Annotated in this window: 24 protein-coding genes; 6 read left to right on the top strand and 18 right to left on the bottom strand. The window is 44.7% G+C overall.

Annotated elements, in window-relative coordinates:
- Window positions 1–38 precede the first annotated feature (38 nt).
- The 8 genes from B0I21_RS15370 to B0I21_RS15335 form a co-directional block, all read right to left on the bottom strand.
- Window positions 39–971, bottom strand: coding sequence for a DUF1801 domain-containing protein (locus B0I21_RS15370; protein WP_208292364.1), 933 nt, complete (start codon window positions 969–971; stop codon window positions 39–41).
- A 5-nt stretch (window positions 972–976) separates the two neighbouring features.
- Window positions 977–1,390, bottom strand: a complete 414-nt coding sequence (locus tag B0I21_RS15365; RefSeq protein WP_133641363.1) for a DUF6157 family protein — start codon at window positions 1,388–1,390, stop codon at window positions 977–979.
- Between the two features lie 36 nt (window positions 1,391–1,426).
- Window positions 1,427–1,861, bottom strand: coding sequence for a DUF1801 domain-containing protein (locus tag B0I21_RS15360; RefSeq protein WP_133641362.1), 435 nt, complete (start codon window positions 1,859–1,861; stop codon window positions 1,427–1,429).
- Window positions 1,862–1,921: 60 nt separating this feature from the next.
- A complete protein-coding gene (locus B0I21_RS15355; RefSeq protein WP_133641361.1) occupies window positions 1,922–2,350 on the bottom strand; it encodes an SRPBCC domain-containing protein in 429 nt (142 codons plus the stop codon).
- 18 nt (window positions 2,351–2,368) lie between these two features.
- On the bottom strand, window positions 2,369–2,734 hold the full coding sequence (locus B0I21_RS15350; protein WP_133641360.1) for a VOC family protein: 366 nt from the start codon (window positions 2,732–2,734) through the stop codon (window positions 2,369–2,371).
- Between the two features lie 90 nt (window positions 2,735–2,824).
- Window positions 2,825–3,403 carry a Crp/Fnr family transcriptional regulator gene (locus B0I21_RS15345; protein WP_133641359.1) on the bottom strand — a complete coding sequence of 193 codons (579 nt, stop codon included), beginning with the start codon at window positions 3,401–3,403 and terminating at the stop codon, window positions 2,825–2,827.
- Window positions 3,404–3,616: 213 nt separating this feature from the next.
- Window positions 3,617–6,196 (bottom strand): DUF5686 and carboxypeptidase-like regulatory domain-containing protein, encoded by a 2,580-nt coding sequence (locus B0I21_RS15340; RefSeq protein WP_133641358.1) that lies wholly within the window; start codon window positions 6,194–6,196, stop codon window positions 3,617–3,619.
- Between the two features lie 161 nt (window positions 6,197–6,357).
- Window positions 6,358–8,043 carry an RluA family pseudouridine synthase gene (locus B0I21_RS15335; protein WP_133641357.1) on the bottom strand — a complete coding sequence of 562 codons (1,686 nt, stop codon included), beginning with the start codon at window positions 8,041–8,043 and terminating at the stop codon, window positions 6,358–6,360.
- 125 nt (window positions 8,044–8,168) lie between these two features.
- Between B0I21_RS15335 and B0I21_RS15330 the strand changes: the two genes are divergently transcribed.
- Window positions 8,169–9,125: an aldo/keto reductase gene (locus B0I21_RS15330; RefSeq protein WP_133641356.1), complete on the top strand. Its 957-nt coding sequence runs from the start codon at window positions 8,169–8,171 to the stop codon at window positions 9,123–9,125.
- A 1-nt stretch (window position 9,126) separates the two neighbouring features.
- The gene (locus B0I21_RS15325; protein WP_133641355.1) at window positions 9,127–9,546 is read left to right on the top strand and encodes a DoxX family protein; all 420 of its coding nucleotides are present in this window, start codon (window positions 9,127–9,129) and stop codon (window positions 9,544–9,546) included.
- 823 nt (window positions 9,547–10,369) lie between these two features.
- Here B0I21_RS15325 and B0I21_RS15320 read toward each other — a convergent pair.
- The 6 genes from B0I21_RS15320 to B0I21_RS15295 form a co-directional block, all read right to left on the bottom strand.
- A complete protein-coding gene (locus B0I21_RS15320) occupies window positions 10,370–12,031 on the bottom strand; it encodes a PNGase F N-terminal domain-containing protein (RefSeq protein WP_133641354.1) in 1,662 nt (553 codons plus the stop codon).
- 104 nt (window positions 12,032–12,135) lie between these two features.
- Window positions 12,136–13,335: an enoyl-ACP reductase FabV gene (fabV, locus tag B0I21_RS15315; protein ID WP_133641353.1), complete on the bottom strand. Its 1,200-nt coding sequence runs from the start codon at window positions 13,333–13,335 to the stop codon at window positions 12,136–12,138.
- A 70-nt stretch (window positions 13,336–13,405) separates the two neighbouring features.
- A complete protein-coding gene (locus tag B0I21_RS15310) occupies window positions 13,406–13,831 on the bottom strand; it encodes a hypothetical protein (protein WP_133641352.1) in 426 nt (141 codons plus the stop codon).
- 60 nt (window positions 13,832–13,891) lie between these two features.
- Window positions 13,892–14,896 (bottom strand): aspartate--ammonia ligase, encoded by a 1,005-nt coding sequence (asnA, locus tag B0I21_RS15305; protein WP_133641351.1) that lies wholly within the window; start codon window positions 14,894–14,896, stop codon window positions 13,892–13,894.
- Between the two features lie 175 nt (window positions 14,897–15,071).
- On the bottom strand, window positions 15,072–15,398 hold the full coding sequence (locus tag B0I21_RS15300; protein WP_133641350.1) for a HesB/IscA family protein: 327 nt from the start codon (window positions 15,396–15,398) through the stop codon (window positions 15,072–15,074).
- An 89-nt stretch (window positions 15,399–15,487) separates the two neighbouring features.
- Window positions 15,488–16,660: a cysteine desulfurase family protein gene (locus B0I21_RS15295; RefSeq protein WP_133641349.1), complete on the bottom strand. Its 1,173-nt coding sequence runs from the start codon at window positions 16,658–16,660 to the stop codon at window positions 15,488–15,490.
- Between the two features lie 66 nt (window positions 16,661–16,726).
- Between B0I21_RS15295 and B0I21_RS15290 the strand changes: the two genes are divergently transcribed.
- Window positions 16,727–17,590 (top strand): mechanosensitive ion channel family protein, encoded by an 864-nt coding sequence (locus tag B0I21_RS15290; RefSeq protein ID WP_133641348.1) that lies wholly within the window; start codon window positions 16,727–16,729, stop codon window positions 17,588–17,590.
- On the opposite strand, the gene B0I21_RS20200 is transcribed toward B0I21_RS15290, so the two are convergent.
- The gene (locus B0I21_RS20200; RefSeq protein WP_166637868.1) at window positions 17,575–17,721 is read right to left on the bottom strand and encodes a hypothetical protein; all 147 of its coding nucleotides are present in this window, start codon (window positions 17,719–17,721) and stop codon (window positions 17,575–17,577) included. The genes B0I21_RS15290 and B0I21_RS20200 overlap by 16 nt on opposite strands.
- Window positions 17,722–18,013: 292 nt before the next feature.
- Between B0I21_RS20200 and B0I21_RS15285 the strand changes: the two genes are divergently transcribed.
- Window positions 18,014–19,003 (top strand): RpnC/YadD family protein, encoded by a 990-nt coding sequence (locus B0I21_RS15285; protein WP_133641347.1) that lies wholly within the window; start codon window positions 18,014–18,016, stop codon window positions 19,001–19,003.
- A gap of 215 nt (window positions 19,004–19,218) precedes the next feature.
- On the opposite strand, the gene B0I21_RS15280 is transcribed toward B0I21_RS15285, so the two are convergent.
- From B0I21_RS15280 to B0I21_RS15270, 3 genes are read right to left on the bottom strand one after another with little or no spacing between them, the layout of a single operon-like run.
- Window positions 19,219–19,947, bottom strand: a complete 729-nt coding sequence (locus B0I21_RS15280) for an MIP/aquaporin family protein (protein ID WP_133641346.1) — start codon at window positions 19,945–19,947, stop codon at window positions 19,219–19,221.
- A gap of 29 nt (window positions 19,948–19,976) precedes the next feature.
- Window positions 19,977–21,473 carry a glycerol kinase GlpK gene (glpK, locus tag B0I21_RS15275; RefSeq protein ID WP_133641345.1) on the bottom strand — a complete coding sequence of 499 codons (1,497 nt, stop codon included), beginning with the start codon at window positions 21,471–21,473 and terminating at the stop codon, window positions 19,977–19,979.
- A gap of 39 nt (window positions 21,474–21,512) precedes the next feature.
- Window positions 21,513–23,078 (bottom strand): glycerol-3-phosphate dehydrogenase/oxidase, encoded by a 1,566-nt coding sequence (locus B0I21_RS15270; RefSeq protein WP_133641344.1) that lies wholly within the window; start codon window positions 23,076–23,078, stop codon window positions 21,513–21,515.
- Between the two features lie 127 nt (window positions 23,079–23,205).
- Here B0I21_RS15270 and B0I21_RS15265 point away from each other — a divergent pair, with 127 nt between their 5' ends.
- Both B0I21_RS15265 and B0I21_RS15260 read left to right on the top strand, forming a co-directional pair.
- Window positions 23,206–23,964, top strand: a complete 759-nt coding sequence (locus B0I21_RS15265) for a DeoR/GlpR family DNA-binding transcription regulator (RefSeq protein ID WP_133641343.1) — start codon at window positions 23,206–23,208, stop codon at window positions 23,962–23,964.
- Window positions 23,965–23,994: 30 nt separating this feature from the next.
- Complete coding sequence (locus B0I21_RS15260) at window positions 23,995–25,263, top strand: Gfo/Idh/MocA family oxidoreductase (RefSeq protein WP_133641342.1); 1,269 nt, start codon at window positions 23,995–23,997, stop codon at window positions 25,261–25,263.

Below are 25,263 nucleotides of genomic sequence, written 5' to 3'. Positions count from 1 at the left end.
ACTGGCGCTTAGCATAGGACAAGATTTTGACGTTTCTGCTAGCTTTTGTATTTGGCATGCAGGCCCATACCGGCAGCTACCAAAGGTTTGATCTTTTCCAATCGAGCCTGCTTTGTTTTATCTTGTTTTGCTTCTTCGATAAACGCGTTGTATTCCCTTTGTCGCCCCGGTGTAAGCTTAAAAAAGGCGCGATTGAAATGGTTGTCGGTGTCCAATAAGGCAGCGAGAAAGGCCGTTAAGACCATCGGTTTTCCTTTGTCGGCTTTTATTTCTTTGCCATCGCGTATGGTTTGTATCGCTTCCGCGATATACCTTTTTATTTTTGATGGATCCATTTCGTCCGCATGGTTGAAGCGCCACTGTCGTAAACCTTTCGTCTTGCCTTCGGATCCCGAGACCAGCACCTTATCCAGATCTTCCAGAAATACACCGTTGTAAAACCAGATCGCAAAGTGATGTTTAAATCCACCGAAGGATAAAACGTTCTTGCCTTGAAAAGTGTAGACGTCGCCTCCCCATTTAAAGGTTTTTTGTAGTGGAAATTCTCCAATAAGCCGCTGGATCTTTTCGACGGCTTCGGCCCATTGGTGGTGGTATCTCTTCCAATCGGGCGCCACTTTATCTTTCTGCTTTTCGAGGTTGAACTGTACAATTTTTTGCAATAGCGTCTTCGGAGGCATGTGGTCTAACGGGAGCTGTATGGCTCCTTTCGATGTTTTGTACGGGGAGAGCTCTGCTTGATAAAAACGGATGGCTGCCGGACCAGGATATATGCCTAAATGCTTTTTAGATAGGGCGAAATGGATCAGATTGCCCTGTAGGCGGAAGGTAGGCATTTGGTAGCTGATGGTTTCTTTAGCTTCTGGCGCAGCTTCCCGAATAATTTCCCTTACATGCTGAAGTAGCTTTTGTTGCTTGCTATCAAACTGGGCGATGTACTCGTCAATATTCGTGAAACTATTAGCGTTCATGGTATTTATTTTTTAGATTTCATAGCCGATATCTTCTTAATGTTCCTGTCGTCAAGCAGTTCTTGATAAAAGGTGGAAGCACTATCCACTAATCTCACCCTCCCTTGCGCATCCGACAGTATTCCCCAGCCGTATGTCTTGGCTAAAGGCGATGTACGTAGGCAAGGCCGACCCTTGGAAAAGAAATGTTCGCGCGCTGCTGTGGATTCTAATTCGTGAATGTCGTTTTTCTCCGTGTAGGTTAAAAATAGTACATCGTCTGAAGTGTATTGCAACGGGGCACTGCTAATCAGCTCAAACTGCAGCTGGGCGATGGTCTTTTTCCCGTTCCTTTCGGTCGGCTTACTTCCACAATCGGCTTTGCTGTCCACAGCAGTTGTTATTAGGCTGTTGTAATAGTTGGTGGAATGCTTCTTCATGTTTATCGAGCGTTTAGACTGGCTAACGGTTATCATTCATTTTTCGGATTTTACGCGAATGTATGTGCTACTTAGAAATTTTATGGTCTCCTGAATCAGTGTTTCCAGCGAATCAATATGTATATCCGATAATTGCTTCACGTAGATGCAGGCTTTGCCCATCTTAAATTTACCAAGATTACTAAGCAGGTAACGATGTTCCTCTCTTCCGGTGTAGACATATAGGGAGAATGCATTCTTACGTGGCGAAAAGGCTGCTAAGGGCGCTTCTCCAGCATGCCCGCTGGCATATGTATAGGCATACTTTCCAAAACCGATAATATTGGTTCCAAAAAGCTGCGCACGTTCGCCGGTGGCAGCTTCCATCAGGTCGATAAGTGCCTCACTATCTGCTCGCTTTTGTTCATCCGTCAGGGTTTCGAGGAATGAGCCGACAGGCGCTGTACTGTATGCTGTTTTATTTTTTGCCATCTGTAACTTAGGGATGTGGAGGCTTGATATATTGCGGTTATTTACGTTGCTTGAGGCGCTTTAGGATGATGCGTTGCCATACACACGTTCCACGTAGCTTTTAAAATTGTCCAAAATAGATTGCCAACCGTTACGTTGCATATCGATCGGGTTTTCACTTTCGGCATCGAAAATAATTTTTATGTCGGTTGTAGCATGGTCCTCATGGAAATGGATATCGACCTGCCGTCCATCAGGCATGGCATAAGCTATACGCTTAAAAGGTTCGATAGCTGTGTATTGTCCTTCGAAATCGAAACCAAAACTTCCATCTTTCGCCTCCATTCTGTTGCTGAATTTGCCCCCAACCCGCAGGTCATTTCTTGCATTGATGCACTGCCAGTCTGCTGACGCCTGATTCCATTGCATAATATCTTCTGCGGAGTTGTACGCATTCCAAATCGTTGCGACATTGTTCGCTATACGCGATGTAACGGTGATCTTTTCCATATTGTTATGTTAAATTTTCTACTGTTTTTTTACAAGCAATACATTGCCAGATGGATCTTTGATCCAATGCATAGACGGACTTATTTCTTCGATTTCATCGCAGGTCTTCACGTCATTCGTCTCGAGGTAGGCAGCTGCTCGCTCCACATCTTCCGTATGTAGTTCAAGCCATATCTGTGGGTGTGCTACATCCTCCACACAATCTAGCCATAGTGTATTCGGGCCAAAATGAAGCCGATGGCTGCGTAAGACCGTGGGATGGGTGATGGGGATTTCTTCCACATCAAACAAAAGAATGTCCCTATAAAAGGTTACCGTCTGTTCATAGTTGGCCGGTGAAATTTTCATAGCCATATTCAATCCACCTCTGAAATTAATCTCCATAATGCCTTTCATTTTTATTGGTTTGCTCTTCAAAAATACGACATGGAGTGAATGAGACTCTTATCCTAGGACAACTTTTCGATTCTTATATTATTTCCCCACCAATTCTTTCCGGATACGACTTAATGAGGTGTCTGTAATCCCCAAAAAAGTTGCAATGTGCTTTAACGGCGCTTGGTGTAGTATTTGTGGCTTTGTCTCCAGCAACTGTTGGTAACGATCTAATGCGGATAGGCTGATCATGTCGAGCGCTCTTTTCTTTGTTAGAAACAATTGATGAGACATCCATGCCCGTCCCCATTCGGTCACGGCTGGAATTTTTTCAAACAGATCCTGAAAAGCATCAAATTGGATGCGCCACAAAATACAATCTGTTAAACAAATAATATTTTCCTGTGTGGGAATATGATGAAAGATGGAGGCTACTTCGATAACAATTTCGTCTTCACAGAAGAAGTTTGTGCTTATATCGTTTCCATCATAATCATAGACGTAAGAACGAACAATTCCTTTCTCTACAATGTAGAAGCAATCGCTTACCTGGCCCTCCCGAAGTAACAAGTCGCCTTTTTTGAACGTCATCTTTTCGTGCTTTTCCACAATCTGATCTAAGTCAGTATACGTCATGGATGGATATTGATAAATTAACCGGAGTTGATCTGGATACATAAGCGTTGGTTATAGATGTTTGTTCACCTTCATTAGGACCATAAAACACATCACAATTATTAATAAAAATATAAAAATATTTGCAATGTGTTCGTGTAATTGCGAATTTTTAGCCGGTCTTTGAAGACGATTACGCTATAATTCCTTGCTGTAATCTTACAAAAAAAGCTGCCTTTGTTCAAAGCAGCTTTATGGTCATCTAGGGGGGCTATGTTAAAAATCAAACTTTACCCTTACGCGAATACCGTGCTTGGGAGCTTCCGGTTGGTCGAGGTAGTTTAATCGACGTACGTAGTCCACCCGGATAAACTTGAAGATATTTGTTAGCCCCACACTTGCTTCGACATAGGGCTTGTCGCCAAAGCCGTAGGTGATGGCTTCCCCATCATTATTTTTTTGAAACTGGAAAACGTTGTTGGTATAGGCCGGGTTGTTTTCATCGCGCAATCCACCATAAATCGCTTTTAGGCTAAACACCTCACGCCACTTGAGCTTTTTGATTAGGGGTACTTTGTTCAAAATAAAGCCATTCATATAATACTGTATATTGGCTGAAACCGAATGGTCGCTGACGAATTCCAAGAAATTCATCAAGTTGTACGAGCGAAGTTGATAGGCATAGGTTTGGTTTGCCCGATGAATGTTTAAGAAGGGAAACGGTATCTCATTGCCTAAAATATAGTTTCCCTCGACGTTGACATCGGCATAACCCAATTGTGAGAAGTAGAAACGTTTATCGGCGCCCAAGGTAAAGTTGTGGTAGTTGTATTCGCCCTCCAACACATTTTTCAATCCTGCAACATAGTTAAGGTAAAATATCGGATACTTGTTAAAGATTGGCGTGCGGTATAGTTTTCCTTGATAAAACTCTTCGTGTGGCGCATAGCGCAAACTTAAGGAGAGCTCTGTGGTATTCAAATCATTGAACAGTCTATTGTTACCGTTTTCATCCAGCATTTGATAGGTAAGGATACCAGCAGGTTGCTGCCGCCATTTCGAGAAGCCAAGGACATAGGAAAAGTTGTTAGCAAACTCCCGTTTGTATTCCAATCGATAGATATCGTTGTAAAGATATCGCTCATTCTCGCCGCGTTTAAACGACAGCAAAAAGTTGTCCTCTTGCACAAACTCGAGGTTTTGCCCCGGTATCTTGGTGTCCCGCATTACCGACGCGCGCAGGTAGTGCTGCGGAAAGGTATAGACGGATTTATTGTTCAATGCATAGGTAGCGCTGAGGAAATATTTCCATTTTTCGTCTTTAAAACCATAGGCTGTATACCCCTCTGCATAAAAGCGCTTGCTAAGCTGTTCTGTGGTTCGTCCGCCAAGGCGTAGTCGAAAGCCCTCCACCGGATTAAAGCTATAGAATGTATTGACCGGGCCTACCTCTACTGGACCCAGCTGCTTGTAACCAGATAGAACGAGCGCGCTGATGTCCAGAAATCGCTGGAACGATGGCATCAGCTGCAAGGTGTCGATGTTGTGGTAGATATTTTCCTCTTTGCTGTCCAATGGCACTGGTCTGTGCGTCAACCAGTAGTCGTCGGCAATGGGTTGTTTCTGCTCTGCGAATACTTTGACAACCGAAGGTCCGGTATAGATGCTGTCTGGCTGAACGACACCCGTTTTAAAATCTTCGAAAATGACGGTGCGGTTTCCCTTGATACCCGTGCCTTTTTCGGTCAGGGAAAAGTCCAATCCCAGCGAGCTCGTTTTCAGGTAGTACCGGTTGTTGCTATCGCGTTCATAATCGAGCTTGGCGTCTAAATCGCGCACAAAGTTCAGGTTAATGTCGTGGGCTACGCTTAACTCGGCATGTTTAACGGCATAACGGCCATCAAGCGTGATGTATAGTTTACCTTGAAAGAGCAGATCGGCTTTATTGCGCGGAAAAAAGCTAAGCTCTACTAAGTAAGGAGTTTCTGTTTTTACGGTGTCGGTGATATAAAACTTGTAGAATGTGGGCGACGAACCTGCTATAGGACTCAAAAACTGGTTAGTTACCAGTTCGATATTGCTATCGTAAATATCAATATCTTGATAGAGCTTATTAAAATAGGCACTCATGCCGTTGTTATCGATGAACTTGGGGTCAAATTGCGCCCGTTGCTCAGCAAGAATGAGCTGTTTGCTGGTACTTGGCTTTTTACGCGTATAAAACTGCGAAAGCCGTTCTTCAATAAAGGCGGGGAGGGTATAACCTTTTGTCGCGCCATTTTCTGCGTCTTCTTTTTCAAATAAAAACTGATAGTTTTTAAACACTTTTCGGTTTTTAAATTTCTCGGACAGGTTGCTCAATCCTAAAGAGATCTTTTCATACTGTTGAAATTCGGCATACTCGTAAGCCTCTATTCGATTTTCGTCTTTATGCGCAATGACCTGGCGGATCAATTCTACGGCCGGATTGTTTTTATTTGAATATTTGGAACGTCGCGGCGCCTTAACCTCGACAGCCTCCAACGTATTCTCTTCAGGTACTAGATACACCGTGAGTTCTTGGTAGCTATCAGCCGTGATGCTTATATCTTGCGGTTCGTAGCCTACGTAGGATATGCGTAGTTTGCCAAAGCCAGGTTCAACCTTCAATGCGAAACTACCATTGTCATCCGTCGAGGTTGCGCTAGTAGCACCAATTGCGGCTACCGTAGCATAACCGATAGGTTGCTTATTTGTGACATCCATCACGCGACCCTTTATGTGCAGATCTTGTGCGAAAGATAATGTAGAAAAGAAAAGGAGCACCAATAGCGATGTCGCTACCCGTTGGGCTACCCGTATAGTGGTCGTAAACATAACAATACAGTTTGAAACTATCGAATTGACTTTTAAACTATCTAAGTCAACTCTTTAGGAATTGCGACAAAAGTAATGATTGTTCGAATGATTTTAAAAGGGAAAAATGACTTGAAAAAGAATGTGACTTTCTTTTGATTATTGTATCATGGCTTGGCTAACTAGAAGGGATCAGGTATATCAAACGTTACGGTCTCAGCAGTTCGTGGATGTTCAAATTGGATAAAGCCAGCATGTAGGTGCAGGCGTTTGTCACGCTTGCCATACAAATCGTCGCCCACAATTGCGGTATGGAGCCCTAAGCTATGGGCTGCATGCACGCGAAGCTGATGCGTCCGCCCGGTCAGGGGATAAAAATGTATGCGTGTTTTGCCTTGCTCATGACCGATGACGGTGTATTTCGTCTGTGCCGGTTTGCCATGTTCGTAGCACACCATTTGGCGCGGCCGATCGTCCAAATCGACACGGAGTGGGAGATCGATTTCTCCGCTACCGATAGGAATTAGGCCATCGAGCAAGGCGGTGTAGCGTTTCACGATCGTGTGCCGAATAAATTGGTCTTGAATGATCTTATGGGCTTCTTTATTTTTTGCTAGTACCAGAATACCCGATGTAGACATGTCCAGTCGGTGAATAATTACCGGCCCGGAAATAGCAGGCATCATTTCCAGGATGCGCGTGTAAACCGAGTCTTGGATATGAATGCCAGGAACAGATAGAAATTCCGCGGGTTTGTTCACCACGATAATATCATCATCTTGGAAAATAATATCAAACTGCTGCCCCCGCGCTGGATTGTCTAGTAGCGGATTATTATCAACCGATAGTCCCTGGAGCATATGGGCGAGGATGGGCTCGCATTTGCTTTTGCAGGCGGGGTAATAGTTTTTATGTTTGCGGACTTCGGAGGCGGGGGAGGCTCCCCACCAAAACTCTGCCATACAAATCGGTTTCAACTTGTTTTTATAAGCGTACTGCAGCAGTTTTGGTGCTGCACATTCTCCTGCGCCGGCCGGTGGAATGAGCTGCTTGGTTGCAGCGAAGATGTCAAGTACGCTTCGTGCTTCTCCTGATGCGTTTAAAAATCTATATTGGTCAAATAGCCTTCGTTGTAAAGCTGCCGAGCGTATTTTACGTTCGTTTTTCAGTTCATCTATCGCGTTCCTTCGCTGTTGGAATAGCTGCTGGGTTGCATCGATCGTATCTTTCCAATGCAACTTCAGCACATCGTATTCATGCTGGTCGCGGTAGCTCTGTTTAATAAGGTCTTCTTCTAATATTTGGTATGCCTCAGCCGATAGTGATGCTTTATATTGTATCCGTTTTTCTTTTCGTCCAGTCTTTTCCTTTTTCATATGCTGGCGGAAAGCGGCTAACGCTGTCTGTGCCTGCTGTTGGAGCGCGTTCAATTCTGCCTGCAACTGCGGCAGCGTATCATCACTTGTTAGCGTTTCGATGCGGCGGTTTAAGAAGTTAATCTGTTCCTCTTCCATCAAAAAGAAACTATCCTTGGTTAACATATCAAATACTGGCGGCACAAAAAACTCATGTTGATTGCTGTTGGCCAGTTTTCCTGACACCGCGGCTATGTAGCCGAGATCGCCATGCTCCATTTCGACGACCAAAACGCCAAACATCTTCCCAATAACGAGGCCATCCATTTCCCGCAAGCCAAAATTATGGCTGAAATCTTGCTGCACCTCAAGATAGTTTTGCAGTTCACGAGCAGCTAGCTGACTGAGGGGGTGTGGTTCATAACTAAACGGGAAGGTAAAGCGCGTAGGCTTTTGGATATGGGTAACATCCGATTGGAAGGAATGGAGGAAGGGGATGTTCTTATACGACATACGGTGGCATTATTGCCGCACAAAAGTAGGAATTTATTCGGATTTATGACAAAAATATGGATGTGCTATTTTCGCCAAAAACGGTAAAAAGCGTACATTGGGTTGGATAAAATGAAGGTTTAGTTATGGAAAAAAAGATATTAAAACATACAGATTTAGCTATTGCACCGATCATATTTGGTGGAAATGTTTTCGGATGGACATTGGATGGAAAGAGCTCATTTGACATTTTAGATGCTTTCGTAGATTTTGGTTTTAACGCGGTGGATACGGCAAATCAATATTCATATTGGGTTTCAGGAAACAAAGGCGGGGAGTCAGAAACTATATTAGGACAGTGGATGAAGGATCGCGGTAACCGCGATCGTGTCGTGATGATGACGAAGGTGGGCGGAGCTTTTGCAGACAGCCCCAAGCCGAATACAACGCGTCAACATATTATTGAACAGGTCGAACGTTCTTTAAAGCGTTTGCAAACCGATTATATCGATCTGTACCAAACGCATTTTGATCAGGAAGAAACACCTGTGGAGGAGACATTGCGTGCCTACGAAGAACTGATCAAAGCCGGCAAAGTGCGTTACATTGGGGCATCAAATTTGTCGCCCGATAGATTGCGCGAATCGCTGGAAACCAGTCTCAGTTTTGAGCTCCCTCGTTACGCAACATTACAACCCGAATATAACGTATACTCGCGTGAAAATTTTGAGACCGCCTATAAAGATATCGCATCGGTTTACGAGCTATCTGTCATTCCTTACTTTTCCTTGGCCAGCGGATTTTTGACGGGCAAATACCAGAGTGAAGAAGATTTTGATAAGTCGGTACGTGGCAAGGGGGTCAAAGATCAATATTGGAATGCACGCGGCGAAAAGATCATAAAGGCTTTACAGTACGTCGCCGAACAGCACAACACTACGCCGTCAGCTGTCGCGCTTGCTTGGTTACTGCAACAGCCTACTGTAGCAGCGCCCATTGCTAGCGCCACGAAAGCCCTCCATCTGCAACCCTTTGTGGACGCAGCAGGGCTATCCTTTGCGAAGGAAGAATTAACTTTGTTGGACCAAGCAAGCGCGTATTAATATGAAAAAGTTTTTTCTCACCGTACCCAAAGGAACTGCAGCATCGAATCTTGCCGCGCTGATCCTGCGGATTGGCTTTGGCGCGCTTATGATTCCTCATCACGGCTATGCCAAACTCGTAGAGTTTAGCGAGCGTAAGGGACAATTTATGAGCTTTTTGGGTTTGGGTAGTACGCTTTCGTTGAGCTTAGCCATCTTTGCCGAGTTCTTTTGCTCGATATTTTTGGTCTTCGGTCTGTTTACACGGCTGGCTACTATCCCTTTGCTTATCACCATATTGGTTATTATGTCTGTGCATAACTGGGAAATTTTCGGCAAGTATGAATTGGCTAGCGCCTTTTTCGTCGGGTATTTAGCTATTTTTCTGCTTGGACCCGGGCGGTTTAGTCTAGATTCGTTGTTGTTTAAGCGCGGTCGTTAAAGGTGTAATTTTTGGCCTGAATACAGTATGGAGCGTTACTTGCCTTCCTCGCCAGGACAGGGCCTTCCTTTTTTATCTAAAAAAGGAAGCAAAAAAATCGTCGCTGAATTTTTGTTGCATCCTTGTGGGACAGTGCGAAGGCAAGTAACTACAGACGCAACAAAAATGAGGCGACATATCGTTTAATAGAGGAAGGTGCAATTGAAAATAAAAGTAAAAAGTTAAAATGCAAGAATGATAATTCCTCCTCGCAAAGACGCTCATTTTCGCATTCCATAATACGCTATACGCACTACTCATTACCGCCCAGAAAGATTGCTTCGTCGTGCCTCCTCGCAAAGACGCTCATTTTCGCATTCCATAATACGCTATACGCACTACTCACTACCGCCCAGAAAGATTGCTTCGTCGTGCCTCCTCGCAAAGACGCTTAATTTCGCCTTACTCACTACGCACTTCGCAGGACCGCCCCAGAAAGATTGCTTCGTCATACCTCGTCGCAAAGACGCTTAATTTCGCCTTGCTCACTACGCACTTCGCAGGACCGCCCCAGAAAGATTGCGTCGTCGTGCCTCCTCGCAAAGACGCTTAATTTCGCCTTGCTCACTACGCACTTCGCAGGACCGCCCAGAAAGATTGCTTCGTCGTGCCTCCTCGCAAAGACGCTTAATTTTGCCTTACTCACTAAGCACTACGCTGTACGCCCGTTCTACATACTATAACCATCAACATGCAATTAATAAATATGTAAGAATAAATATAAAAAGTATTTAAAAATAAAATTCGTACAGTTTTAATAGTTCTACCGGTTAAAATGTTTGTGCTAGCGATAGAGCAACGCACCGGAAACATTCCAAAAGCTAAAGCTGCTTCCTTCGGGTTCGCCTTGTGGTATATGCACTCGGATCGTATGTTTGCCGGCTTTTAAGTTTCCTAAGTTAATATAGTTAGGAGGCGTGATGGTTCCTGGGCACCAGTTGGAGCGACTTAAGTCTGAAGAGGACAGTCCATTCTGGAAATTACCGGATACGGGGTTATACAAGCGGTACGATCCGCAGTCTGTGCGCCAGGGCGTAAACTGAAATGTCAGCTTTTCGTCCAGGTAGATACTGTTTTCCTTGGGCACAAACTCGTCGCCCTCGCCCCAGCCGCCATGGCCAGTCGTGATGTAGCGCAGCTGCACATCGTGTGCATCTTTATCCAGCTCGAAGGATACCTCCAACCCTTTTTCCTGACTGAAAAAGCGTGCGTACGTCTGTCCGCCCATCTCCATGACATTGGTGCTGTTAAAGATCGATAATACCTGTGGGTATTCCATTTTCGAGCTGCCAGGATGTATTGTCAGCTCTAGGCTTACGCGATGCCCGCCCTTGTCATAATTGCCTATGTAGGTGCCAATGTAAATCTCTTTACCACTCATCACACTTAAAAATTCAGAGACATCTTGCCGATAGAGCGCAGCGTCCTGCCATGTTTTGTCTTTAAGTGTTAATCTATCGTTGAAGTGCGAAACGCCGAATGGTGTGAAAAATCGCATCAATTCGTAAATGGGAGAGTAGCCTGCTGTGCGCACCATGCCGGGATAGTTTTCGCCATCACCGTTGCTGTACATTGGCAATGTGTTCATCCCATTTTTCATCCCATCTAAAAAGCTTTGTGCCTGGTCCTCGGCGATCATAAACACCGAACCTGTCCGGTCATAGGCATCACCATTTGATCTTTCGATAAGCTGCACAAAGGCTTGGCTGCCGGTTTTCAGTTCCGGGACTTTCACCTTCTTTACAATGACCGTTCCGCTTGCAAATCGTAAGATGCTGTCTGATGTAACTTTCTCGGAAAAGTTTATCTGCTCATTTTGAAATATAGGAATTCGAATGAATCTGCTCTTCCACACCTCATCTTGATAGGTTAGTGCGTCTACCAGTTTGCTAAATTTGCGAAGAGTCACATGATTGGGTATGTGATCTATCTTTTTGACTTCCGTTGCGGTTATTTTTGAATTGCCGTTACGCACATATTCCAATACCAAACCCAAGTTTTGGCCAAGCTCTGTCGGTGCGCCCTTCACGCTTAACGCATTGGTATACCAAATCTCGATGCTATTGGAATTAACGGAGGTGATGGCTTTTTTACAAAGGTAGCCCAGAATTCTTTTTGTTTCTTCTGTTAAGGTCAATGTGTTACGGCTTAAAATAGTAGTATCTAAAGTTGCCAGATCCTTGTCTGCAGAAAAGCGCGTGAGTCGATAGTAATGCGAAGGATGGCTACGATCCACGAAAAAAGTTTCGAAGGGGTAGGGGGCCAAAGATTGCGTCGCCTTTTCACTTGTGATTACGGTCTGTTCCTTCGAGGTAAACACGGTCAAGGGATCATCATTTGGCAATGCCTTATCGTTGTACGTGCGCTGATAACTAACTTTGTAAGCTTGTCCAAAAAGCTGCATTGATAGCATCATTACCGTTATCAACAAGAGGTAGTTTTTCATAATGTTCAACATGAAGGTCGGATAGTAAAAGAGAATGATTATTAGAAAAGTACAAAAAAAGGCAGTAGTGATTCCGCTACTGCCTTTCTATAGATGCAAGCATACTAGCCTTTGATACTCGGTACCTCGACAACTTCGTTTGTATCGGCCTCGTAATCTACATTGCTGAAGTTAAAGCCAAATAGATGGAAGAATTCATCGCGATAACCTGCGATATCGGATATTTCTTCCAAATTTTCCGTTGTAGCTTTTTCCCAGAGTTTAGCGACCTCTGCCTGTACATCTTCTCGCATTTCAAGATCGTCTACGCGTATCCTACCTTTATCATCCAATGCAGGTGCAGCGCCTGTGTAAAGACGCTCTGCGAATAGGCGTTGAATTTGCTCGATCGTGCCTTCATGAATCCCTTTCTCTTTCATCACTTTATACAACAAAGAGATATAAAGAGGTACTACAGGTATAGCAGAACTTGATTGTGTAACGAGTGCTTTGTTTACCGATACATAGCTTACTCCATTTAAGTCTGCTAATAGGTCGTTAAGCACAGGAACCGTAGCTTCCAAATCATCTTTTGCTTTTCCAATCGTGCCGTTTCTGTAGATAGGGTAAGTCAGCTCAGGGCCGATATAGGAATAGGCCACCGTTTTCACGCCATCGGCGAGCACGTTTGCTGCTTTTAATTCTTCGATCCAAAATTTCCAGTCTTCACCGCCCATCACCGCAATCGTATTATCAATATCGTCTTCGCTTTCTACAGGCTGGATGGAGATGTCAGATATCACGCCTGCGTGGAAGTCAACGGTTTTGTTGGTGAAAGGTTGGCTGATCGGTTTTAAGACAGAAGCATGGGCTACGCCAGTTTTCGGGTGCGTGCGCCGTGGGGATGCCAACGAATACACCACGAGGTCAACTTGACCAAGATCTTGTTTGATTAATGCAATGGCTTGCTTTTTTACTTCGTCAGAAAATGCATCACCATTGATACTTTTTGCATACAACCCAGCTTCGGTTGCTTGCTGCTCAAAGGCCGCGCTGTTATACCAACCGGCGGTACCCGGCTTACCAGGAGCTGCAGGCTTCTCAAAGAATACGCCTATCGTAGCTGCATCAGATCCAAATGCGGCGGTAATACGTGAAGCCAAACCAAAGCCTGTAGAGGCACCAATAACCAATACTTTTTTCGGCCCATTTTCGATTTTGCCTTTCGATTTTACGTAGGCTACCTGTTGCTTAACATGTTCCGCAGTACCCTCTGGGTGCGATGTCAAACAAATAAAGCCTCTTACACGTGGTTGTATGATCATATTTTTTTATCTATTCAAATTGAAGTTGCAAATTAACTAAATTTAATAGAATTATGAGCAACATATCGTGTTATTTCAGTTCCACGGTCACGGTATATGCTCCGGAATAGCGGTTTTCTTGCATTTGGCTCTCGCCAATGATAAGCTTATACGTTCCGGCTTTTGTAAGACTGTCCGTCATGCTTTCGCCAAACGGGCCATCGGTGCTTCCATCGGGAAAAACAATCTGGTTGATCCGAATGTTGTTGCCCGAACCGTCTATGGTTTTAATCGTCGCAGTAAGATTGGCCGCATGCTGTACATCAAATGTAAGCGTGTCTTTGACACCAACGACCTTTCGACGTTCGAAAATAATGGGCTGCTTACTGTCCGCTGTCAACTGCTCTTTTGCCGGATGTTCTTCGTTTCCGCCTGTTTTTTTTCTTTGAGTCTCATTCTGGCATGCGCCAAGCGATAAGCCCAGCAGCAATGCAAAATAAAAATTACGCTGTATCATAATAAATGCCTTTCGCTAAGAACGAAAGGCATATCAATTTGTTTAGCGAAAGCCCTAGAATTAAAGCAGATTGATGTCTTGCTCCAATAGCAAAGTACGTTGCTCATCATTCCATATGCTTACCTGCACCTCGCCAATATGCGCTTTCTTCAACATAAACATACATACGCGCGATTGCCCTATCCCTCCACCGATGGATTCGGGAAGTTTGTCGCCCAGTAGCATGCTATGAAAAGAGAGCTGCGCACGCTCGCTGCTGTTGCGCACTTCAAGTTGGTGGGCGAGGGCTGTTTTGTTGACGCGAATCCCCATTGAAGAAAGCTCGAAGGCCGTGTGCAGAACAGGGTTCCACACCAGGATGTCGCCGTTCAAACCTTTATAACCATTTTCGTTATCCGAACTCCAATCGTCATAGTCAGCAGCGCGGCCATCATGGGGAAAGCCGTTGCTAAGCGCACCCCCAATGCCATAAACGAATACGGCCCCGTGTGCTCTTGTGATGGCATTTTCGCGTTCCTTCGGCGTAAGGTCTGGATAGGCAAGCAACAGTTCTTCGGCTGAAATAAAATGGATGCTAGCTGGTAGGACAGCTTCTATCGCTGGATATTTTACCGCTACTTCACGCTCTGTATCGTAAAGAGATTGATAAATTTGCAATACCGTTTGTTTGAGGTAGGAAAATGTACGATCTGCTGCGTCGATGTGTTTTTCCCAATCCCATTGATCTACATAGATGGAGTGTATAGGTGTGTAGTCTTCATCCGGGCGTAGGGCGCGCATGTCCGTTAGTATACCTTCGTTTTTTTCAATCTCCAGTTCTTTGAGTCGTACACGCTTCCATTTGGCTAAAGAATGTACGACTACCGCGCGCTGCTCATTTAGTGACTTTATCGGAAAAGTGACCGGTCGTTCTATGCCGTTTAGATCATCATTAATTCCCGTACCATCGAGCACCACAAGTGGTGAAGATACCGGTATTAAATTTAACGCTTCGATTAGTTTACGCGAAAAGGTTTCCTTAACAAACGTGATCGCCTGCTCGGTTTTTAATAAGTTACGTCCCATAAAAATGCTGTTCCTCAATTCCCCTAGGGGGCTGGATTTATGATTGATATATTTTTAATGTATAGTGGTAAAAGTAATGAAATTATTAAGGAGGGCGGATATATTTTTGACTTTTTACATGAAAAGGGAGTTGATATTCACCAACTCCCTTTTTCTAATTACTGTATGTTATGTATTACACGGAAAAGCTTTCTCCGCATGCACAGGTGCGGCTGGCGTTGGGGTTATGAAATTCAAACCCTTTACCACCAAGCCCATCAGAGTAATCCAGCTCGGTTCCGGCGAGGTATAGGTAGGATTTGATATCCAAGCATATCTTTACGCCCTTATCCTCGCAAAACTGGTCGCCCTTTTTTTCTTCATTGTCAAAGTTCAACTTGTATGAGAGGCCAGAGCAGCCACCACTTTCCACCGCTACACGAACAAAATAATTAGCATCATAGCTTTCCTCTTGCATGATCTGCTCTATTCGGTTTTTTGCTTTATCTGTAATTGTTACCATGGTATCTGCGTTAATAGTCTCTACGATACAAAGAACGTTAATCTTCCATATACTTGCAATATAAATGAGTTATCCAATTGTCAAAAAAATCAGTCTATCAGGCCATCTTGGAACAGTTTCCAAATAGGAGAGAGCGATCTTATTTGTTCCACCGTTGTTACGACCTCCTCCACTGCGCGCAAAATTTCGTCTCGCTCTGTATATTTGCTCAAACTAAAGCGTAAACTACTGAATGCGTCGTCATCCGCTACCTGCATAGCTGTTAATACGTGCGAGGGATCGAGTAGCCCTGAGGCACAAGCCGAGCCTGAAGAAAGCGCGATCTGCGGCATGCTCGTCATTAGTTCTGCAGATTTGATATGGCGGAAGGCTATGAAGCTCGTGTTGTCTAGTCGGGGCGATTCCGCCGCATGTACAAAGCACTGCGGGACTCGAGATAGCAGTTCTTTTTCCAGAAGGTCGCGATATATTTTGATCTGGGCATTGTTTTTGGTTATTTCGACAGCCTTTCCACAGCCGACGATATTGGGTACATTGTATGTGCCACCACGCAGCCCGTGTTCTTGTTTGCCGCCACTGATAAGCGCTGGGATTTGGATCGGTTTACTCTTGCGGCGAATGAAGAGTGCGCCCACACCTTTAGGCCCGTGGATCTTATGCGCGCTGAAAGTAAGGATATCAATGGGTATTTCACGAAGGTCTAAATCTTTCTTTCCAATGTATTGCGTTGCGTCGCAAAAATACAGCACGTCCTTACGCTGACAGATTTCCGCTATCTCCCGGATGGGGTGAATAACTCCCGTTTCATTGTTAGCCGCCATGATACTAACCAACACGGTATCGTCCCGAATGCTGTCCTCAAGTAACTGCAGATCTATTTGGCCCTGCATGTCGACGGGTAGGTAAGTTACTGCTATTCCACGTTTTTCCAGAAGGGCACAGGTGGTCAACACTGCTTTATGCTCGCTAGCACAAGTAATAATATGCCTTCCTTTTCGAAGGTATGCATCAGCCACGCCGCGGAGTACGGTATTTATCGCCTCGGTCGCACCTGATGTGAAAAAGATCTCATTGTCTTTACAACCCAACTTGAAGGCTACTTGGTGCCTCGCTAATGCGATGGCCTCGTTGGCTTCTCGCCCCATTCGATGTTGCACGCTCGACGCGTTTCCATAAGATTCTTGCAGGAAGGGGAGCATGTGTTCCAAAACGGAAGGGTCGATTTTAGTGGTGGCGTTGTTGTCCAAATATATCCAAGACATACCTTAAAGATAGGCTAAAATTGACAAATGTGTTGGGTAAAACTGATAAAATTTTAAATTTGTTATATGGAAAAATTTGAAAGCAGTATTGAAAGACTGATTGATGTGGTGATCCTCAAGTTGCCCGCAATCGCAATAGCACTGATTATTTTGGTGGTGGGCCGCTACCTTATTGGTTTAGCACTCCGGATTATAGAACGCCGGTTTGAACGCAGAAATGTCGACCGTTCTATCCGTAGTTTTTTAAGTAGTTTGATCAAATTTTCTCTGTATTGTTTGCTGCTTCTAACCGTTGCGAGTACGATGGGTATACAGACAACCTCTTTCATTGCGGCACTTTCGGCTTTTGGCTTAGCGGTGGGCCTAGCGTTGCAAGGAAGTTTGTCTAATTTTGCCGGTGGCGTTTTGATCCTCCTTTTTCGCCCATTTGAAGTTGGCGATTATATTTCCAGCAACAATGGGTCTGAAGGTTCGGTAGATCGCATTGATATCTTATACACCACGTTAATTAGTGGCGAGGGCATCCGGGTTTTTAGTCCGAACGGTACGCTAGCCAATTCGGTAATTAAGAACTTTACTAAAATCGTTTCTAGAAGGTTTCAATTTATTATCGGTATATCCTACGATGATAACATCAAAGATGCAAAAGAGACAATTGAGCAATTGATCGCCGCAGATGAACGTATTTTAAAAACGCCTAAACCCGAAATATTTGTTAGTGAATTGGCTGATAGCGCGGTAAACCTAACGATCCGTGGGTGGGTAAATAAAGATCAATTTTGGACAACACATAATGAGATGCAAGAACGAATCAAGTTGGCTCTAGATGCTAAAGGGATTTCTATCCCATATCCACAAACCGAAATGCATATCAAGTCTGACGGTACGATTTTAGCAAGTATCCCAAAGAAAAATCAATCCAACGATTGAGTAAGTACATAATAGCGGTAGGCCAATATGGCCTGCTGCCATTTACTCAATTTAGCTGGATCTTTTTGGCTCAGTTTGGGCAAAGCCGCCTTATTTATCTTGTTCAATACGCCGAAAAATGCTTTCCTCATCTACGTTTTTTTTGTATCCTTCATTGAAGCTGTAAGGTTCAGTTTGAACAAACCCTCCCTAAACCAGTAGCGGCTTCATGTCAATTTATTTCCTTAATAACAAAAAGAGTCCCACAATAGTTTTATCACGGCAAAAGCTCCTTTATTTCTAGTTTTTCAAAAATACCTTAAAACTATTTTTCCACTCGCGTTGGCCGGGAGGGCTATGTATTTAATGGTTTGTGCTAAAAATATTAGTTTCATATATCTTTTTCATTTATATTTGGGGTAGTAACCATTTATAACAAATTGTATGAGCTCAACGAAACGAACCGATCGTCGTATCGATGATCCGTTATGGAAGTCCGTGATTGAGGACACCTTTGCACATTTTCTTACCTTTTTCTTTCCTAATGCTACGGAGGTTTTTGATTTCCAACGCGGTTTTGCATACTTAGATAAGGAGTTCGAAAGCCTTTTTCCTCCGCAGGTCAACAACCGTGGCGTCCGCTATGTCGATAAGTTAGTGAAGGTTTATTTGTTGGATGGTAGCGAGAAGTACGTTCTTTGCCATATCGAAGTGCAGTCTAGCAAGGGTAAGGGCGATCTTGCTGCGCGGATGTTCCAATACTTTTACCGCATTACAGATAAGTATCATGTGCCAGTTACGGCTGTAGCTATCCTTGCCGATGGTCATAAAGATTATCGACCGGGGGTGTATGTTCAGGAATTTATGGGGACTAGTTTGCAGTATAGGTTTAATTGCTATAAGATTCTGGATCATGACGCGGTTACGCTTCGCGCAAATAGCAATCCGTTCGCTGTCGTTGTTCTTACGGCACTCCAGGCGATTTTACAGCGTGATGTTACGGATGAGCAGTTGATGCAAATCAAGCACGATCTTTATGACGAGATGATCAAACGAGATATGGATAAGCTTAGCCGTCAGGGTATTTACGATTTTTTGTCGCGCTATGTTAGTTTTCAAGATACAACATTATTCATTACCTTTGAGCAAGAGGTAGAAACCAAATTAGGAAGGAGTACTACTATGGGAACAAGAGAATATTTACTAGACAAAGCTATGCAGGAAGGTAAGCTTGAAGGACGTCTTGAAGGTAAACTTGAAGGTAAACTTGAAGGGCATCTTGAAGGTAAACTTGAAGGTAAGCTAGAGGAGCGCGCGCTAGCAGAAGCGGATAAAAAAGAATCGGCTAGAAAAATGTTGCAGAACGGTTTTGATGTAACGATGATCTCTGATATTATAGGTCTTTCGGTTTCCGAGATCAAGAAGCTTACGTAGTTTTTTGCCAACTGTATGCAGTAAAGGTTTTAACATAATCTACGACCTTGAGCAAGAGGTAGAAAACAAATTGGAAAGGAGTACTACGATGGGAACAAAAGCGTATGTATTGGACAATTTTTGTACCGCCCAATCCCATTAAAGATTGGGCGGTAGTGTTTTACACGATGGTATCTAAAGATCTAAAACGCATTTTTCGTCCGAACTATAGCATCCTATCCGTAGATCATAACATACGATAGCACAGCGAAGAGCGCGCCTATTACTGGCCCGACGACGGGTACCCAAGCGTATGCGGCATCGAAGCTAGCTTTATTGCGGATAGGAAGGAGTGCATGCATAATACGAGGACCAAGATCACGTGCAGGATTGATCGCATAGCCGGTAGTCCCGCCAAGTGAAAGCCCGATCACCCACACCAGAAAGGCTACGGGAATAGCACCTATAGAGCCTAATCCTATCGGAGTTTTGTCACCCATCATTGGCTCCGTAAAATGGAGAATCGTAAAAATCAAAACAAACGTTCCGACAATTTCACTGATCAGGTTGATCGGAAGGTTGCGAATAGCTGGAGATGTGCAAAACACCGCCTGTTTCGTGGCAGCGTCTTCCGTGCGCTGAAAATGATCTTTGTATACTAGCCACACAAGCGAAGCGCCAATCATCGCACCTAAAAATTGGGCCGCAATATAAAGGAGCGAAGTCGTGAGGTCAAGCTTCCCCAAAACAAGATTTGCAACAGTAACGGCACAGTTGAGGTGTGCTCCACTATAAGGGCCTGCGATCGTAACGCCAACGAATACAGCCATTGCCCATGCCGTACAGATCACGATCCAACCTGAACTATTTCCTTTAGTGTCTTTGAGTACCACATTGGCGACAACGCCGCCACCTAATAAGATCATGGCGGCCGTTCCGATAAGTTCTGCGAGAAAAGGAGTCATAAAATATGGTTTTAAAGTTTACAATCAGTCTATTTGTAGTTTGCCCAGAATTTAACAGTCTCTGTTGCCCTTTTCCATTCCCTCAGCTGCTGGCTATAATCATCCTGCTCATGGAAGGTGAACGTTTTATCTTCCTGCCATAAGGTTTTTAGGTGATCAATATCTTCCCAAAAACCTACTGCCAGGCCCGCTAAGAATGCCGCCCCAAGGGCGGTAGTTTCAGTAATGGCTGGACGTACGACATTTGTTTTAAGAAGATTCGCCTGAAATTGCATCACGAAGTTGTTTTGCGTTGCTCCGCCATCTACACGCAGCTCTTTAATGGGGGCTTTGGAATCTTTCTCCATAGCTTGTAGGATATCATAGGTTTGATAAGCAATGCTTTCGAGTGCAGCTCGCGCTATATGGGCATCGTTTGAGCCTCTGGACAAACCTAAAATGGTACCCCTTGCATCGGCATTCCAATGTGGAGCGCCGAGACCGGAAAAAGCGGGTACAACATATACGCCTTCGGTGGTATCGACCTTCGTAGCCAACGCTTCAATATCACGCGCATGCCTAACAATGCCCAACTCATCCCGCAGCCATTGTACCACGGCGCCAGCAATGAATATGCTGCCTTCCAATGCGTACTGTACCTCGTCTCCAATTTTCCAGGCTATGGTTGTCACCAATTTATGGGTGGAGATGACGGGTTTGTTTCCGATATTCATTAATAAAAAACAGCCTGTTCCGTAGGTGTTTTTCGCCATGCCTTCCTGCGTGCAGAGCTGCCCGAAGAGCGCCGCCTGTTGATCGCCGGCTATACCAGCAATCGGGATGGGACGGCTGCCCAGTTCTGTGCTGGTTTCGCCATAAATCTCCGAACTGCTACACACAGTGGGGAGCATAGATGCCGGAATATCGAAGATAGCGAGCAATTCTTCATCCCATGATAAGGTATGGATATTATAGAGCAGCGTGCGCGAGGCATTGGTGACGTCTGTAATGTGTTTCTTGCCGCTGGTCAGGTTGTACACCAACCAAGAGTCTATCGTTCCGAAGGCCAGTTCGCCTTTCTCTGCGAGTTCTCGGGCACCCTCCACGTGGGTAAGCATCCAATTTATTTTTGAAGCAGAGAAATAGGCATCGATAAGAAGGCCTGTTTTTTGTTGAATAGTGTCGGCAAGCCCTCTTTCTGCTATTGCTTGGCAGTATTCTGCCGTCCGGCGGTCTTGCCATACAATAGCGTTATGGATGGGTTCTCCGGTTTTCTTATTCCATACGACCGTGGTTTCCCGTTGATTGGTGATGCCGATTGCTTTTATCTCGTCCAGCTTTACTTTCGATTGGGCGATCACCTCGGTGAGCACCGCCAATTGTGTAGACCAAATCTCTTGTGCGTTGTGTTCCACCCAACCCGACTTCGGGAAAATCTGCGTAAATTCTTTTTGCGCAACGTTTTCAATCTTACCCTCTTTATTAAACAAGATTGCGCGTGAGCTGGTGGTGCCCTGATCCAACGCTAAAATAAACTCTTTTTTCATGCTTACTGGTTTATGTGGTATTCTTTAACTCTGTGCTATTTATATACTGTATCGTTGAACGAGTTGCTCATAGTCTGTCAATTCATTTTTGACCCATTGCTCGTCTTTTCCAAGTTGTTCGGCCATAAGTTTCGCTACCGCTGGGGCTGCTTGCCAAGAGGCTTTTGCATCGAGTAGGAGCAGCCGAATGCGGCGCGCTAAGAAATCTTCGACCTTACAGATCATTTCGTGCTGACATGCCCAAACCACCTCGGCCAGGCGGAAGTCATAAGCAGGGTGAATTTTTTCGGCCAAACGGGCATCGTTCTTTATCAACTGCTGAATATGCGCCAAGTCAGCGCCATACACTTGCCAGTGACCATCGTGTTTCTCTTGGCTGTAGCCGTGCACGTGAAGCGATTGCGTTTTGCAGGTTGCTGGCGTCAAGTTTGCGCTACGGATAGCGAGGTCAACAGTCTCTTCACCCATTTTGCGGTAGGTAGTCCATTTGCCACCGGTAATGGTTATCATTCCGGATGCGCTTTTAATTAGCTTATGGTCGCGAGAAATTTCCTTGGTGCTGCTGCTATCGCCATTTGTCGGAGCCGCCAAAGGACGCAAACCAGCAAATATACTTTTAATATCGGCACGGGTGGGCGCACCTTCTAAATATGCATGTGCAGTATTTAGAATAAAATTTATCTCATCTTCTAGCGGACGTGGTTCAATCTGATGCGCATTGAGCGGCGTGTCCGTTGTACCGAGCAATACCATGCCGTGCCAAGGTACGCCGAAAAGCACGCGACCATCACTCGTTTCGGGTATCATCAAGGCATCTTGGTCTCCGAGGAATTTTTTATCGATTACGATGTGGGCGCCTTGGCTAGGTCGTACTAAATTTTTATGTTCGGCACTGTCCAGTTTCAGGATTTCGTCTACAAATATCCCTGTTGCATTGATGACGGCCTTTGCTTTTATACGGTAATCTTTTCCGCTTTGGCTATCTTTAAAGTGTAGGCCATTGACAATATTACTTTCATCTTTTGTGATGGCCATTACGTCAGCGTAATTGAGCACGGTCGCACCTTGTTCAGCTGCCGTCTGTGCCAAATTTATGGCCAGGCGGGCGTCGTCAAATTGCCCATCGTAATACAGGATGCCACCCTGCAAACCTTTGGTTTTTATTTTAGGAAGTTTTGCGAGCACATCATTTTTACTGAGCAAGCTGGATTTACCAATTCGAAGTTTCCCGGCCATCCAGTCGTACAGCTTTAGCCCGATAAGAAATTTCATTTTGCTAAAGAAGGAGTAGGAGGGGATAACAAAGCTCTGGACGAAAGAGACATGAGGCGCATTTTTGAAGATAAGCCCACGTTCTTTTAGCGCAGAAAATACCAGCTTCACATCGCCATTTGCTAGGTAGCGTACACCGCCATGCACCAATTTGGTGCTTTTGCTGGACGTGCCTTTGGCAAAATCATATTTTTCTAGTAACAATGTTTTATAGCCACGAGCGGCAGCATCTACCGCTATACCTAAGCCAGTCGCTCCACCGCCAATGATGACAATATCCCAATCTGCTCTTTCCTCAACTGCGCCAATGGCTTCACTTCGTGTAAATTTCATTTTGATTTCTTTCGTTATTTATTGTATTGCAAGGTAAAAATACTAAAAAACGTAAACAAACGAAACTTTTCGAAATAAAAAAGCTTGTTCGCCTTTCGTTTTTTGTCTAAATCCGTATATTCGGTGTATGAACAATGTAGAGCGGCATCAATTTATCATTCGAAGAATAGAAAAGGAAGGTCATGTTTCCGTTGTCAGCCTTTGTGACGAGCTGAAAGTTTCATCGGTAACGATCCGGAAAGACTTGCAATTTTTAGAAGATGAACAGATGTTATTGCGCACCCATGGCGGTGCGACGAGTGTGAATCCCTATCAGAAAGACCGATCCATTAACGAGAAAGCGCAATTGCATGCAGCCGCTAAAGAGCGTATTGGCATGGAAGCTGCGAAATTAGTTGAGCCTAACGACTCGATCATTATCGCGTCGGGCACTACGATGCAGTTTTTCGCGCAGGCGATTGTTCCGCAGGAACGACTTACGGTCATCACTTCGGCTATCAATGTTACGATGGAGCTTATAAAACACGAAACAGTAGAGGTGATACAGTTGGGAGGTCCTGTACGAAAGACATCCGCTTCTATTATGGGAAGCCATGCCGAGGCGTTGTTAGGTGACTTTTTCTGTTCGAAACTTTTTTTAGGCGTAGACGGCATTGATGCCGAGTTTGGTATCACAACAACTAGCGCGCAAGAAGCTTTGCTAAATAGAAAAATGATAGAGTCGGCACACCAAGTGATTGTATTGGCTGATTCATCGAAATTCGACTGCAAAAGTTTAGGTAAGATATCTAGTTTCGGCAAGATAGATATGCTGATTAGCGATGCAATACCAGGAAAATATCAACAATTATGTGACAATTTAGGTATTGTGTATAAAATTTGCTAGATTGGAAGCTAATTATACTAACTATTAAAAATGAAAGAACAAAACACTTCACGGCGTGATTTCATCAGAAAGACGTTGATTGGAGCCGCTGCGTTTACCATCGTGCCCCGCCACGTGCTGGGTGGTAACGGCTTTCTGGCTCCGAGTGATCATTTAACAAAAGGTGTTATTGGCACGGGATCTATGGGCCGTGGACATTTTGGATACGCCGGTACAAAGACTGTCGCGATTTGTGATGTGGACACCCGCCACTTAGCGCTCGCGCAAAAGGAGCTCGGGGGTGGAGTAAAAGAACACCATGATTACCGCGAGTTGATCCAGAATCCGGAAGTCGATATTGTGCATATTGCAACTCCCCCGCACTGGCACGGTATTATGGCTGTGGAAGCTGCACGTTCCGGGAAAGATATATGGTGTGAAAAACCGATGACACGGACTATTGGTGAAGGAAAAAAAGTAAAAGAAGCGATAGCGCAACATGGCAATATTTTTAGGCTAAATACTTGGTTTCGTTTTGATGCCAATTTTTACGGCATGAACGTGCCTGTGAAAAAAATCAAAAAACTTGTCGATACAGGTATGTTGGGATGGCCATTAAAGGTTACCATCAGTAAACATACCGGCTTCGACTGGAAATTTTACTGGGTTGGGAAAGAGAATCTTCCGATTGAACAGGCTCCGAAAGAGCTGGATTATGATATGTGGTTAGGGCCGGCTGCGTATAAGCCATATAGCCAACATCGCGTGCACACGACGTTTAGAGGCTACTGGGATTATGATGGAGGCGGTTTAGGCGATATGGGGCAACATTATTTAGACCCTGTGCAATACTTTTTAGGCAAAGACGAGGAAAGCCCGATCAAAGTAGAGGTCGACGCACCGCAGCAACATTACGATGCCGTAGGGACCTGGCGTAAGATTACTTATACCTATGCTGATGGCTGCCAGATTATCTTGGATGGTGCGGGCACAGAGGAAGGGCAGGCCTATATAGAAGGACCGAAAGGGAAGCTCTATAAAGGCTTTGTTTCCGATATCCCGGACATGGAGCGCAAATTATCTCAATATCCCGAACCTGCGGCTCAGGTTACGGACTTCGTAGAAGCCTGCCGCACCCGCCAAAAATTTGCATTGAATGAACAGAATGGCTATTATTCGGCCACGCTTGTAAACTTGGGACTCGCTGCTTTGCGTCTAAACCGTACATTACATTTTGACTCGCAAAAACAGGAATTTGTAAACGATGAAGGTGCCAACCGTTTGATTAATCAACCTATGCGAGGGCCTTGGACCATCTAA

This window comes from Sphingobacterium paludis (assembly GCF_004364125.1).
Classification (GTDB): domain Bacteria; phylum Bacteroidota; class Bacteroidia; order Sphingobacteriales; family Sphingobacteriaceae; genus Sphingobacterium; species Sphingobacterium paludis.
The sequence above is the reverse complement of the archived record's forward strand: the minus strand, read 5'-3'. Positions and strand labels throughout refer to the sequence as shown.